Consider the following 13423-nt stretch of genomic DNA (forward strand, 5'->3'; position numbering starts at 1 on the left):
GTCCCGCCTCCACGGGAGGAATCGTCGCGCTGATCAGCCACGTGCCTCTCCCTTCCTGGTCGCCTGTGCTCGGCGACGCACGTGGACCACTGTAGTGGGAACCTCGACCTCGCCGATCCCGTACCGCTCGATGTGCGGATCGATGCCACCGAGCTTGCCCAGCACCGCGCCCGCCTTGTCCACTTCGTCGGCCGCGGACCCGCCCTTCAGCGCCAGCAGCTGACCGTCCTCGGCGACCAGCGGCAGGGTCCAGCGGGACAGCTTGTCGAGCGCGGCCACCGCCCGGGCGGTCACCACGTCGAAGGTGCGCCGGCCGTGCAGCTCCTCCGCACGAGCGCGCACCACCGTCAGACCCAGGCCGAGCTCGGCGTCGACCTCTTCCAGCCAGGTGACGCGACGCTGCATCGTCTCGATGAGCGTGACCTCCAGATCCGGACGGGCGATCGCGAGGACCACTCCGGGAAGACCGGCGCCGGAGCCGACGTCCGCGAGGGTCCGCGCGGCGGGGTCGATCGCCTCGACCATCAGCGCGCAGTTGAGGATGTGCCGCTCCCACAGCCGCTCCACCTCGCGCGGGCCGATCAGTCCCCGTTCGGGACCCTGGTCGGCGAGCAGAGTGGTGAAGCGCTCCGCCAGCTCGAGGCGATCTGCGAACAGACGCTCGGCCGGCGGCCGCAGGGCATCGGGCAGGGGCAGCATGGTATTCCTCAGGATGTCGGGTAGATGACCACGTGGCGGTTCTTGCCGTCCCCGTCGGACTCCGAACGCAGCCCCTCGCTCTTCGCGACGTCGTGGACGACCTTGCGCTCGAAGGGGTTCATCGGCCGCAGCGGCACCGGTTCGCTGCCGTCCTTGGCCTCGGCCACCGCCTTCGCCGCGAGGTCCTCGAGGCTCTCCTTGTGCTCGGCCCGGAATCCGCCGATGTCGAGCATCAGCCGCGAACGGCTCCCGGTGCGGGTCTGCACGGCCAGGCGTGCGAGCTCCTGCAGGGCATCCAGCAGCTCTCCCTTGGGGCGGTTGAGCCGTGCGAGCCGATCGGCTCCGGCGATCTCCACGGAGGCCCGGTCGCCGTCCACGTCGATGTCGATGTCGCCGTCGAGATCGGCGATGTCCAGCAGCTCCTCGAGGTAGTCGGCGGCGATGTCGCCCTCCTCCTCGAGGCGCCGCATGCGCTCCTCCGCTGATTCCGGGGGATCCTCCGGTGCGTCCTCCTCGGCCGAGGCGTCCTCGGTCGGCTCCGGGGACGTCTCGGCGTCCGATGGTGCGTCGGCGTCCGTCACGGCTGCCGGGCTCGTCACGGGGGCATCGGAGTCCTCGACGTCAGCATCCGGGACCTGCGGCACGGACGTGCTCTCCGCGACGACAGGGGCCGGCTGCCCGTCGGTCTCGTCGGCCGTGGGGCGATCAGACGTGGTCTCGTTCATTCGGATCCTCCGGGGAACATGCTCGGGATGTAAGAGGTGCGCCCCGGGAGCGTCGGCGCTCCCGGGGTGCGAGGTCACTTCTTGCGCTTCTTCTTCGCGCCCTTGTTCAGCGGCGAGGGGCTCGAGGAAGGAGGTGGTGCAGGCGATTCTCCGGCCTCTTCCTGGGCCTTGCGACGCTCCTCGGCCGCCTTCTCCCGGGCGGCACGCGCCCGCTCGAGCTTCTCCTGGTCCGACAGCTTCTTGCCGCCCTTGTTCTTGGACGACGGCTGGACGCGGAGGTTCTGCTCCGGCTCCGGATCCGGCTCGGCGGAGACCTTCTTGGGCGGGGTGAAGTCGAGGGGCTCGAGGCCCTTCTTCTCCCGCTTGGCATTGATGCGCTCGTGGCGCTCCTTGGCCGCGTCCGAGCCCGGGGTCGGGGTGGCGCGGATGACGATGTACTGCTGGCCGAAGGTCCACACGTTCGTGGTCAGCCAGTAGATGAGCACACCGATCGGCATGCCCGGCCCCGTGATCACGTAGATGAACGGGAGCATGTACAGCATCATCTTCTGCGTGTTCGCCATGGGGCCCTCGAGGGCCGCCTTCGGCATGTTCTTCATGGTCAGCGACTTCTGGGTGAAGAAGGTGACCGCACACATGCAGGCGATGATGATGCCGGCGACGAACTTGGTGGTGATGCCGCCGTCGCCCGAGTTCAGGAAGCTGTCCGCGATGGTGACGTCGCCGAGGATCGTGGAGTGGCTGGCGCTCTGGGCGAGATCCGGGGTCAGCGGGCCGAAACGGGTTCCTTCAGCGGCCTCCGGCAGCTTGTTGTACAGCACCCGGAACAGGCCGAAGAAGATCGGCATCTGCAGCAGCATCGGCAGACACGAGGAGAACGGGCTGGCCCCGGCCTCCTTGTAGAGGGCCATGGTCTCCTCCGCCATCTTCTGGCGGGAGGCCTGGTCGGTCTTGCCCTTGTACTTCTTCTGGACCGCCTGCAGCTCCGGCGAGACCATCTGCATCGCGCGCGAGGCGCGGATCTGGCGCACGAACAGGGGGATGATCAGGGTGCGCACCACAACGGTGAGGCCCACGATCGACAGCACCCAGGTGAGTCCGGAGTCGGCCTCCATGAACACCGACAGCAGCGCATGGAACTTCACCATGAGCCATGCGACGGCCCATTCGATCGGATACAGGGGGTTCATCGGCCTGGTCTTCCTGCCGCACGGATGCGCATGACGTTCATACGAGGTGCCGGCTCTGGTCGGTAATCATGGACAAGGGTAGGCCCTAGGGGGCTGGGTGCCGCAGTCGGCGTGGATTCCTCCACATGCCCGGTGCCGGCACCGGGTCGGGGCCGCCGCGGCTCAGGGGATTGCAGCGCACGATCCGCCCGGCGGTCAGGACCGTCCCCTTCACCGCGCCGTGCACACGTAGGGCGTCCATGCCGTACTGCGAGCACACCGGGTCGTACCGGCAGGCGGGCGGAGTGTAGGGAGAGATCCCGACCTGATAGCCGCGCACCAGGATCGACAGCGCCCGGCGGGGCACGTGCAGGACAGCGCGGAGGACGACGTCCCCGCCCGCCGGATCCGCCCTTCTCATCGCGCCGCCTGCACGCGACGCTCGAGCTTGGTCACGGCCGAGCCGAGGGCGGAGTCGACCTCGGCCTCGAGCTGTGCGAAGGGCACCTGATCGATGCCGGGCAGGGAGCGCACCACCACGGCCGTCCCCGGCGGCAGCTCCACCAGGCGCGGGCGGACGATCTCCCGCAGCCGACGGGTCACCCGGTTGCGGACCACGGCGTTGCCGATCTTCTTGGATACGACGAATCCCACGCGGGCTGCATCTTGCTCCTGCCCCAGCAGGTTCAGATGCACGACCACGTGGGATCGAGCGCTGCGTGTGCCACCTCGGGTGACGGCGCGGAACTCGTCACCGCGGTGCAAGCGGCGACTGGACCAGTTCATGGAAGCCTGGTGCGCTGCCCCTGGTCGGGGACCAGATCAGGAGGTGATCTCGGCGCGGCCCTTGGCACGACGGGCGTTCACGATCGCCCGGCCGGCGCGGGTGCGCATGCGGGCGCGGAAGCCGTGCTTCTTCGCGTGACGACGGTTGTTCGGCTGGAACGTGCGCTTGCTCATCGGTTCTCCTCGATCGTGGGCACGGACGTACCCCTCGCGGTGGTCTGTGGTCTGCTGCACGAACGGACTGTTCGGGCGCACCCGCAGGGCGGGGCGGCTGCCGGGAACCGTGTCGGACGGCGCGCAGCGCTGACTGCACGATCTTAGGAGCGCGGTGGCGAGGGGTCAACGGCCAGAGCCCTGAGCGGCTCGGTTGTGGCCCGATTCTCATCACCGAGCCCGCCGCACGGTGCTTCGCGCCCTGCGGTCGGGGCGGGCGGACGGTACGCACGGGCCCGACGGGGCCGAGGAACCTCTCGTGGGGGATTGTCCACAGGGACGATCCACAATACAGCGGCTACTGTGGAAAACTACCCGGACCGCCGAACCATCCCTGTACGGAGTGACCACATGCCTGACGCGAACGTCGCCGCGATCTGGGAGCGCACCTTGGCCACGCTGCGCCGTGACGACACCGTCTCCCAGCGCGTGATCGCCCTGCTGACGTTGTCCCGCCTGATGGCTGTCGTCGCGGACACCGCCCTGGTCGCGGCACCGTCGACCTCCGCGAAAGAGCTGTTCGAGCACCGGGTCGCCGGCTCGTTGCAGGCCGCTCTCAGCGAAGCCGTCGGCCATGAGATGCGCTTCGCCGTGACGGTCGACGAGTCGCTCCTGCTGGAGGAGGACACCGACGAACCTTCCGTGACCTCCACGTCGGGGACCGACAGTGCACATTCTGTGGACAAAGATGTGGACAGTCCCGTGCAGGACGTCCACACCGCTCCGTTCCGACGCGACGAGGGATCGATCCTTCCCCCCTCCGGCCGGCAGGGACGCGCCACGCTGCCCGAGGACCCCTCGACAGCGTCCGCCGGTGCGTCCCCGACCGGTGCTGCGGCGGAGGAGCCCGGTGCCTTCGCCGGATTCACCGCAGCGTCCGGCACCTCCGCCCCGTCCCCGGGACCCGCACCGCGGCGTTCCGCCCCCGCGACCGGGCCCGCTCTCGGCGAGGATTCGCGCCTGAACGCCAAGTACACCTTCGACACCTTCGTCATCGGCTCCTCGAACCGCTTCGCGCAGGCAGCGGCCTCGGCCGTCTCCGAGACGCCTGCCAAGGCGTACAACCCGCTGTTCATCTACGGCGGCTCGGGCCTGGGAAAGACGCACCTGCTGCATGCGGTCGGCCACTACGCCCAGAGCCTCTACCCGGACGTCGTGGTGCGGTACGTGAACTCCGAGGAGTTCACCAACGACTTCATCAACTCCGTGCAGTCCGGCCAGTTCGGCAAGGCCCAGGAGTTCCAGCGCCGCTACCGGGACATCGACATCCTGCTCATCGACGACATCCAGTTCCTGCAGCGGGCGCCGGAGACGATGGAGGCCTTCTTCCATACGTTCAACACGCTGTACAACACCGACAAGCAGATCGTGATCACCTCGGATCTTCCCCCGAAGGAGCTCGGGGGCTTCGAGGACCGGATGCGCTCGCGCTTCGAGATGGGTCTGATGACCGACGTCCAGCCTCCGGACCTCGAGACCCGCATCGCGATCCTGCGCAAGAAGGTCGCCCAGGAGAACACCGGCGAGGTGCCGCACGACGTGCTGGAGTACATCGCCTCCCACATCGCCACCAACATCCGCGAGCTCGAGGGCGCGCTGATCAGGGTGCAGGCGCTGCACTCCCTCTCCCGCCAGCCCATGGACGTCACCCTGGCGGAGTCGGTCCTGAAGGACCTGCTCTCCCACGACGACGGTGCCCAGATCACCGCTTCGACGATCATCGCCCAGACCGCGACCTACTTCGGGATCTCCGTCGAGGAGATCGTGGGGACGGGACGCTCGCGCCGGCTGGTCTCGGCGCGTCAGATCGGGATGTATCTCTGCCGGGAGCTGACGGACATGCCGCTGATCCGTATCGGCGAGGAGTTCGGCGGCCGGGACCACACCACGGTGATGCACGCGAACAAGAAGATCAGCGAGCTCATGAAGGAGCGCCGGGCGATCTTCAACCAGGTCACGGAGCTCACCGGCCGCATCAAGAGCTCCAACTCCGCCTCCTCCCGCCAGTGAGGGAATGACACTCCTGGTCAGAGCGCAGTTCTCCCCAATTGTGGACAACTCTGTGGATAGTGTGGAACGAGGAGCATCCGTGCAGGAGTCGATGTGCACGGCCGAATGACAGCAATCTGCCCTCGAGACCATGCTGTGCACACCCCACCCACGTCGGATCTGACATGGTCAACGTTCCATCCACGATCGTGTCATTCGTGCTGACCTGCACGGATCGTGGTTGTCCACGGAATCCACAGCCGTGATGAAGAGGACTGCAGTTCTTTGCTCGACGGGGATGTGGACGGGACGGGCTGCGGGGGAGACCGGGAGGATCGTGTGATTCGGGGGTGCCGGGGTGCGGGAGGAAGCACGGACGAGAAGGGGTCGCTGTCAAGGATCACCGCCGGTGTGTCGGCGGGAGGCCGCGGGAACCGATACGCTGTCTCCCGTTCTGGCTATCGACCACTGCGAAGGAGTGGCAACGGTGAAGTTCCACCTCGACCGCGGCGTCCTCGGCGACGCCGTCTCCTGGGCCACCCGAACCCTCCCCGTGAGGCCGGCGATGCCGATCCTGCAGGGCGTGCGGATCATCGCCGATACCAGTGGCGAGCTGCAGCTGTCCACCTTCGATTACGAGGTCAGCGCGCAGATCCGTCTCGATGCCGAGGTGGAGCAGGCCGGTGAGGTCCTGGTCCAGGGACGCATGCTCTCCGACATCGTCCGGGCCCTGCCCAACAAGGACGTCTCGATCGTCCTGGAGGGCACGAAGCTCCAGGTCCGCTGCGGCAGCGCCCGCTTCGCCCTGGCCACGCTCCCCGTCGAGGAGTACCCGCAGCTACCCGCGATGCCGCCCGTGGCCGGCTCCGTCCCGGCCGACGTCTTCGCCGAGGCCATCGGACAGGTCACCGTCGCCGCCTCCAAGGACGACACCCTGCCGCTGCTGACGGGCGTGAAGGTCGAGATCTCCGGCGAGACCATGACGCTGATGGCCACCGACCGCTATCGCCTCGCGCTGCGCGAGCTGACCTGGAACCCTGCGAGCCCCGGCGCCGAGCAGACCGCTCTGGTGCGAGGCCGCACCCTCCACGAGGTCGCCCGCTCCCTGGCCACCGGCGGCAGCGTCGACATCGCCCTGTCCGAGGACGACTCCGCGACCCTCATCGGCTTCGAGGCCGGCGGCCGACGCACCACCTCCACTCTGGTCGACGGCGAGTACCCGCCCGTGCGCCGGCTGTTCCCCGAGACCACGGCGATCACGGCCGTCGTCGCGACCGGACCGCTGATCGACGCGGTCAAGCGGGTCTCCCTGGTCGCCGAGCGCAACACCCCCGTGCGGCTGTCCTTCACCGAGGGCCAGGTCGCGCTCGAGGCGGGCGCCGGTGATGATGCCCAGGCCAGCGAGGTCCTCGAGGCGCATCTCGAGGGCGAGGATCTGGTGGTCGGCTTCAACTCCGGCTTCCTGCTCGACGGCCTCGGCGCCCTCGGCGCGGAGTTCGTGCGCCTGACCTTCACCGACTCGATCAAGCCCTCGGTCATGAGCGGTCAGGAGTCCCTCGAGGGGACCCCGGACACCTCGTACAAGTACCTGATCATGCCGATGCGGATCTGAGGGAGAGCGAGCTCCCCTCCGTGCAGCTGACCTCGCTCGACCTCACCGATTACCGCTCCTATCCGCGTCTGACCCTGCCCATCGGTCCGGGCATCACCGTGATGGTCGGTCAGAACGGCCAGGGCAAGACCAACATCGTCGAGGCGCTCTGGTACCTGGCGACCCTGTCCAGCCACCGGGTCCCGCACGATGCGGCCCTGGTCCGGCGGGGCGAGTCGACAGCGATCATCCGGGCGAGCTTCGTCCGGGCGGGTCGGCCCCTGCAGGTCGACCTCGAGATCACGCCGGGAAAGTCCAATCGGGTCCGGCTGCAGGGCCAGAACGTCGCCCGCCTGCGCGATCTGCTCGGCGAGGTGCGAGCCGTGCTCTTCGCTCCCGAGGACCTGGGCCTGGTCAAGGCCGATCCCGAGGGCCGACGCCGCTTCCTGGACGAGCTGCTGTTCGAGATCGCGCCCCGCTACGCCTCGGTCAAGGCCGACTACGACCGGGTGCTCAAACAGCGCTCCAACCTGCTCAAGCAGATGCGGTCCATGCGCCGCGGCGGCAGCGGGCGCAGTGTCGGCGGCCTGGATCCGGCGGACTCCGCCGCCTCCACCCTCGAGGTCTGGGACCAGCAGCTGGCCCGCTTCGGGGCGGAGCTGCTGCGCGCCCGGCTGCACCTGGTCAACCGCCTTCGCCCCCACCTGGGGTACTCCTATCTCCGGGTGGCGACCGACGAAGGCGCCGAGGAGTCCTTGGATCTGCCGCCCGACCAGCGCGGGAACCTGTCCTCGCCCGCGGACGTCGCCTACCGCTCCGCCGTGCTCGACGAGCTCGGCACCCTTCCCGGCCAGCTGCCCTCGACCGGCGAGATCCATGATCAGCTGCTGACGCTGCTGGCGAGCCGCCACGATGAGGAGATCGACCGCGGCGTCACTCTGACCGGGCCTCACCGCGACGATCTCGAGATCCGTCTGCACGACTTCCCGGCCAAGGGCTACGCGAGCCACGGCGAGTCCTGGTCCCTGGCCCTGGGCCTGCGGCTGGCCTCCTACGACCTGCTGCGCCTGGAGGAGGGAGACCTCGGGGACGGTGAGCCGATCCTGATCCTCGACGACGTGTTCAGCGAACTCGACACCCGCCGGCGCGAACGTCTGGGCCGGATCGTCACAGGTGCGTCGCAGGTGATGATCACCACCGCCAACGACACCGATATCCCGGACTCGCTGGACGAGGAGATCCACGTCATCGACGTGAGCCTCGGCGACGCGGTGCCGCGTGCCGGTAGCGGCTGGTCATGAGCTCCTCGCCCCGCCGACCCCGGCTCGCGAACCCCTACGACCTCTCCACCTGGAACACTGCCCCCGGCGAGGAACCGCAGGAGGGAGCGGACTCATCGGCCCCATCGACGATCCGGGCGAGCGACCCGCGGCCTGCGCCGGAACCGGCACCGCAGCCGGAACCCGAGCAGGAGCTCTTCGATCCGCCGGAGCTGCCCTCCCCACCGGACCCCTTCGAGCTCGCCCGCCGCACCGTGAACCGCTCCCGGGCCGCCGCCCGGGATCGCGGCCTGTTCCCGATCTCCGCGAAGACGCAGGCCCGGGACGTGCGGGACCGCTCCGGGAAGGCGCCGGGCTATTCCGGGTCCCGCCCCGACCCCCGCGACCCCCAGGGGGTCGACCTGGTGCTGAAGAAGGTGCTGGGCAACCTCGGGTGGAATGCCGGGATGAACGCCGGTCGCGTGCTGGAGGAATGGGACGTGATCGTCGGGGAGAAGGTCAGCTCCCACTGCCGCCCCGTCTCCCTCGAGGACGGGGTGCTGGTGGTCAGCGCCTCCTCCTCCGCCTGGGCCGCGCAGTTGCGCATGCTCACCGGCCAGCTGGTCACCACGATCGAGGAGCACGTCGGCTCCCACGTCGTCTCCGAGCTCAAGGTCACCGGCCCCGCTGCGGCCGAGCGGTCCTGGAAGAAGGGTCGACGCACCGTCACCTGGCGCGGCCCGCGCGACACCTACGGCTGACCGCCGTCGTGGCCACTCGAGCGACCCGGCGGTCACTTCCGCGCGACCATCCTGTCGCACGTGCCGTTCGGGAGGTGTCATTCCGGCACGTCCGACAGGATCGACCACTGGGACCACTGGGACCACTGGGATCACTGGGATCACTGGGATCACTGGGATCACTGGGACCACTGGGACCACTGAGACCGCAGAGTCCGCTGAGACCGGTTCGACCACGCCGGCGGAGCCGGTGCTACCGTAAGGGCTGACGAGCTGACAAGCTCGCGTGCACTGGGGTCGGTGAAATTCCGAGCCGGCGGTGATAGTCCGCGACCCGATGGCCTCTGGCCCTCGGCTGACCAGGTGGAAATCCTGGACCGACGGTCAGAGTCCGGATGGGAAGCGCACGCGGACGTCGTCCTGTGACGACCGTCGGTCGCGCATCACGTGCGCGGCCACCGCAACCCCTTCCTCTCTCCGGACCGCGAGCCGCGGACCGGAGGAGAGATCATGCTGACCGACATCGAGCGCCACGCGCTGCGCCGCGCCGTCGAGATCGCGGCCGATGATGGCGTCCCCCTCGGCCCGAACCCCCGCGTGGGCTGCGTGCTCCTGTCCCCCGGCGGCGACGTGCTGGCCGAGGGCCACCACCGCGGCGCCGGCACGGCGCACGCGGAGGCCGACGCCCTGGCCCGTGCCACCGCATCCCTGACCGGCGCCACGGCCGTGGTCACCCTCGAACCATGCACCCACCACGGCCGCACCGGGCCCTGCGCCGACGCCCTGCTCGACGCCGGCATCTCCCGTGCGGTGATCGCCCGCCGTGACCCGAACCCCGTCGCCGCCGGCGGCATCGACCGCCTGCGCCGCGCCGGGATCGACGTCGAGCTCGACGTCCCCGAGGAGCTCGCCGCCGCGGCCGCCCACCTGAACCGCGGTTGGGAGCACGGAGTGCGGCACCAGCGCCCCCTGGTCACCGCGAAGCTCGCCCTCACCCTCGACGGCCGCGCCGCCGCGGCGGACGGCACCAGCCGGTGGATCACCGGAGAGGCAGCCCGCGCCGAGGTCCACGAGCTGCGCGCCACGTGCGACGTCGTCCTGGTCGGGGCCGGCACCGCCCGGGCCGACCACCCCACCCTCACCGCCCGACCCGAGGACGGCGCCCGGGTCCCTCGGCAGCCGCTCCGCGCCGTCATGGGCACCGGGCAGTTCCCGGCGCTGCCCACCCCCGAGGGTGCCGGTGAGGCGATCACCCTGGCCACCCACGACCCGTCGGCCGCCCTCGCCGATCTCTTCGCGCGCGGCCGACGCCACGTGCTGCTCGAGGGCGGGCCCACCCTGGCCGCCGCCTTCCTGCGCGCCGGGTGCGTCGACGAGCTGATCGTCCATCTCGCCCCGACGCTGCTCGGCACCGGGCCGCCGGGCCTGGGCGATCTGGGGATCACCACGATCGCCGATCGCCTGGATCTCGACCTCGTCGAGGTCACCCCGCTGCCCCCCGATCTTCGCCTCACCCTGCGGCCGCGCGCCGCCTGACCTGGAAGGACCACCATGTTCACCGGAATCATCGAGGAGCTCGGCACCGTCGAGACCCTCGAGCACAGCGGGGACAGCGCCCGCATGACCGTGCGCTCCCCGCAGGTCCTGGAGGGCATCTCCCTCGGCGACTCGATCGCCGTCAGCGGCTGCTGCCTCACCGTCACCGCCCAGGACGGCCGGACCTGGTCGGCCGACGTCATCACCACCACCCTCGAGGCCACCTCCCTGGGATCGCTGCGCACCGGCGACCTCGTCAACGTCGAACGCTGCGTGCGCGCCGACGCCCGGCTGGACGGCCACATCGTCCAGGGCCACGTCGACGCCGTCGCCGAGATCATCGGCCGCGAGGAGGGTGAGGGCACCACGCTGCTGCGCCTGAGCCTGCCGGACGGCCTCGAGCGCTATGTCGTCGACAAGGGGTCGATCGCCGTGGACGGGATCAGCCTCACCGTCGCCGGGATCGAAGGGGAGGTCGTCACCATCGGGCTGATCCCCGAGACCCTCGAGCGCACCACCCTCGGGACCACGCAGGTCGGTGACGTGGTGAACCTCGAGGTCGACGTGCTGGCCAAGTACGTCGAGAAGCTCAGCGCCTCCCTCCTGCCCGGGGCGGAGGCCCGGCGATGACCGCGCTGCGCCTGGACCCCGTCACCGAGGCGATCTCCGCGATCGCTGCCGGGCACCCGGTGGTCGTCGTCGACGACGAGGACCGCGAGAACGAGGGCGACTTGATCCTGGCCGCCTCCGCCGCGACCCCCGAGCTGCTCGCCTTCGCCGTGCGCTACTCCAGCGGTCTGCTGTGCGCCCCCATGACCGCGGGGCGCGCCGATGCCCTCGACCTGCCGCTGATGGTGGCCGAGAACGCCGACCCCCTGCGCACCGCCTACACCGTGAGCGTGGACGCCTCCGAGGGCGTCACCACCGGGATCAGCGCCGCCGACCGCGCCCGCACCCTGCGCACCCTCGCCGGTCAGCACTCGACCCCGAGCGACCTGATCCGTCCCGGACACGTGCTGCCGCTGCGGGCCCGCGACGGCGGGGTGCTCGAGCGTCGTGGCCACACCGAGGCCGCCGTCGACCTCACCCGCCTGGCGGGACTGTCCGCGGTGGGGATGATCGTCGAGCTGGTCCACGACGACGGCACCATGATGCGCGGGCCCGCCCTGCGCGACTTCGCCGATGAGCACGATCTGCTGATGATCTCCATCGAGGAGCTGGTCGCCCACCGCCGCCGGCACGATCCGGAACCGCTGGACATCACCGCCCCCGTCACCCTGCCCACCGATCACGGAACCTTCGGGGCGCTCGCCGTCCGCGACGGCTCCGCCGAGCACCTGGTGCTGGTGCGAGGCGACGTCACCACTGCCGAGCCGGTTCTGACCCGGATCCACTCCGAATGCGTGACCGGCGACGTCTTCGGCTCGAGGCGCTGCGACTGCGGCCCGCAGCTGCAGGAGTCCCTGGCCCGCATCGACGCCGCCGGCCGCGGTGTGCTGATCCTGCTGCGCGGTCATGAGGGACGCGGCATCGGACTGGTCGAGAAGCTGCGCGCCTACGCCCTGCAGGAGAGCGGGCGCGACACGGTCGACGCCAACCTCGACCTGGGCCTGCCCGTGGACGCCCGCTCCTTCGCGATCGTCCCGCGCATCCTCGACCACCTCGGCGTCGGCTCCATCTCGCTGCTGACCCACAATCCCGTCAAGACCGGCGCCCTGCGCGCCGGCGGCGTCGAGGTCACCTCCGCCGTCCAGCTGGACACGCACGCCACCGCGGAGAACCTCGCCTATCTCACCACCAAGCGGGACCGACTGGGCCACCACCTCGTCGGCCTGCCCACGACCGGCCCGACCGCGGGCACGGACCCGCACCCCACCTCGAATCCCACCACCGACCCGAACGGAGCGTCCTCATGAGCGGACACGGTAGCCCCACCCCCGAGATCCCCCACCTGCCCGGAGCGCGCGTCGCGATCGTCGCCGCCTCCTGGCACGAGCAGGTCATGGACGGCCTGCTCGACGGCGCGCTGCGCGGCTGCGCGGCGGCCGGCATCGACACCCCGACCGTGGTGCGGGCCCCCGGATCCTTCGAGCTGCCGGTGATCGCGGACCGGCTGGCCCGCACCCATGACGCGGTGATCGCCCTCGGCGTCGTCATCCGCGGGGGGACGCCGCACTTCGAGTACGTGTGCGCAGCCGCCACGGACGGATTGGGCCGGGTCGCCCTGGATCACGGCATCCCCCTGGGATTCGGCGTGCTGACCTGCGATGATGAGCAGCAGGCATTGGATCGTGCCGGTCTGCCCGGCTCCGTGGAGGACAAGGGGTACGAGGCGACGGCCGCCGCCTTGACCACGGTGGAGGTGCTGTCCTCCCTCCCCGCGTCCTGATCCTGCGGGCGCGGTCGCCAGACGGCGCTGTGGCGCGATAGCACCCGGGGAGGCGTATGGGCCCCCGGCCGAGGCCCCGGCAGAGGCTTCCAGATACCGTCCCGCGCCGTCTGATGCCCGATCCGCGTCGCGTTGTGCACAGAACCGGCGAGGTTAATAGGTTCAGTGGGCTCCATCGGCTAGAATAAGGGCAGTTCGACCGACGTCTTCCGACGTCCTCGCGGACTTCGAAGCCGGCGGCTCGATCGCTGCGGCCTACGGGTGCTGATCGCGCGTGCGCGCGCGAGGCGCCTCCGTGGGCCGCGTGCGTGCTGAGCCGGCGGCTCG

Annotated in this window: 14 protein-coding genes and 1 riboswitch; of the genes, 8 read left to right on the forward strand and 6 right to left on the reverse strand. The window is 70.1% G+C overall.

What is annotated here, in order from left to right:
- Positions 1 to 33: 33 nt before the first annotated feature.
- The 6 genes from rsmG to rpmH form a co-directional block, all read right to left on the reverse strand.
- Positions 34 to 699: a 16S rRNA (guanine(527)-N(7))-methyltransferase RsmG gene (rsmG, locus tag JOF44_RS12635; protein ID WP_209891861.1), complete on the reverse strand. Its 666-nt coding sequence runs from the start codon at positions 697 to 699 to the stop codon at positions 34 to 36.
- Positions 700 to 707: 8 nt separating this feature from the next.
- Positions 708 to 1424 (reverse strand): Jag family protein, encoded by a 717-nt coding sequence (locus tag JOF44_RS21260; protein WP_245348938.1) that lies wholly within the window; start codon positions 1422 to 1424, stop codon positions 708 to 710.
- Between the two features lie 74 nt (positions 1425 to 1498).
- The gene (gene yidC / locus JOF44_RS12645; RefSeq protein ID WP_209891864.1) at positions 1499 to 2614 is read right to left on the reverse strand and encodes a membrane protein insertase YidC; all 1116 of its coding nucleotides are present in this window, start codon (positions 2612 to 2614) and stop codon (positions 1499 to 1501) included.
- Positions 2615 to 2699: 85 nt separating this feature from the next.
- Complete coding sequence (gene yidD, locus JOF44_RS12650; protein WP_209891867.1) at positions 2700 to 3014, reverse strand: membrane protein insertion efficiency factor YidD; 315 nt, start codon at positions 3012 to 3014, stop codon at positions 2700 to 2702.
- The gene (rnpA, locus tag JOF44_RS12655; protein ID WP_209891869.1) at positions 3011 to 3379 is read right to left on the reverse strand and encodes a ribonuclease P protein component; all 369 of its coding nucleotides are present in this window, start codon (positions 3377 to 3379) and stop codon (positions 3011 to 3013) included. The genes yidD and rnpA overlap by 4 nt, the downstream gene beginning before the upstream one ends.
- A gap of 36 nt (positions 3380 to 3415) precedes the next feature.
- Positions 3416 to 3553 carry a 50S ribosomal protein L34 gene (gene rpmH, locus JOF44_RS12660; RefSeq protein ID WP_076809390.1) on the reverse strand — a complete coding sequence of 46 codons (138 nt, stop codon included), beginning with the start codon at positions 3551 to 3553 and terminating at the stop codon, positions 3416 to 3418.
- 390 nt (positions 3554 to 3943) lie between these two features.
- Between rpmH and dnaA the strand changes: the two genes are divergently transcribed.
- From dnaA to ribH, 8 genes are all read left to right on the forward strand, one after another.
- Entirely contained in the window at positions 3944 to 5602 is a 1659-nt protein-coding gene (gene dnaA, locus JOF44_RS12665; RefSeq protein WP_209891872.1) for a chromosomal replication initiator protein DnaA, read from the forward strand.
- Between the two features lie 466 nt (positions 5603 to 6068).
- A complete protein-coding gene (gene dnaN, locus JOF44_RS12670; protein ID WP_209891886.1) occupies positions 6069 to 7193 on the forward strand; it encodes a DNA polymerase III subunit beta in 1125 nt (374 codons plus the stop codon).
- 20 nt (positions 7194 to 7213) lie between these two features.
- Entirely contained in the window at positions 7214 to 8473 is a 1260-nt protein-coding gene (gene recF, locus JOF44_RS12675; protein WP_209891890.1) for a DNA replication/repair protein RecF, read from the forward strand.
- Complete coding sequence (locus JOF44_RS12680) at positions 8470 to 9192, forward strand: DciA family protein (protein WP_209891893.1); 723 nt, start codon at positions 8470 to 8472, stop codon at positions 9190 to 9192. Before recF ends, JOF44_RS12680 begins: the two co-directional genes overlap by 4 nt.
- Before the next feature lie 261 nt (positions 9193 to 9453).
- A riboswitch (FMN riboswitch) is annotated at positions 9454 to 9583 on the forward strand.
- Between the two features lie 98 nt (positions 9584 to 9681).
- On the forward strand, positions 9682 to 10707 hold the full coding sequence (gene ribD, locus JOF44_RS12685; RefSeq protein ID WP_209891896.1) for a bifunctional diaminohydroxyphosphoribosylaminopyrimidine deaminase/5-amino-6-(5-phosphoribosylamino)uracil reductase RibD: 1026 nt from the start codon (positions 9682 to 9684) through the stop codon (positions 10705 to 10707).
- A gap of 15 nt (positions 10708 to 10722) precedes the next feature.
- A complete protein-coding gene (locus JOF44_RS12690; protein WP_209891900.1) occupies positions 10723 to 11337 on the forward strand; it encodes a riboflavin synthase in 615 nt (204 codons plus the stop codon).
- Positions 11334 to 12623, forward strand: coding sequence for a bifunctional 3,4-dihydroxy-2-butanone-4-phosphate synthase/GTP cyclohydrolase II (locus JOF44_RS12695; protein WP_209891903.1), 1290 nt, complete (start codon positions 11334 to 11336; stop codon positions 12621 to 12623). Before JOF44_RS12690 ends, JOF44_RS12695 begins: the two co-directional genes overlap by 4 nt.
- Positions 12620 to 13096, forward strand: a complete 477-nt coding sequence (gene ribH / locus JOF44_RS12700) for a 6,7-dimethyl-8-ribityllumazine synthase (RefSeq protein ID WP_209891906.1) — start codon at positions 12620 to 12622, stop codon at positions 13094 to 13096. The genes JOF44_RS12695 and ribH overlap by 4 nt, the downstream gene beginning before the upstream one ends.
- The last annotated feature ends 327 nt before the right edge of the window (positions 13097 to 13423 follow it).

It is taken from the genome of Brachybacterium fresconis (assembly GCF_017876515.1).
GTDB lineage: Bacteria > Actinomycetota > Actinomycetes > Actinomycetales > Dermabacteraceae > Brachybacterium > Brachybacterium fresconis.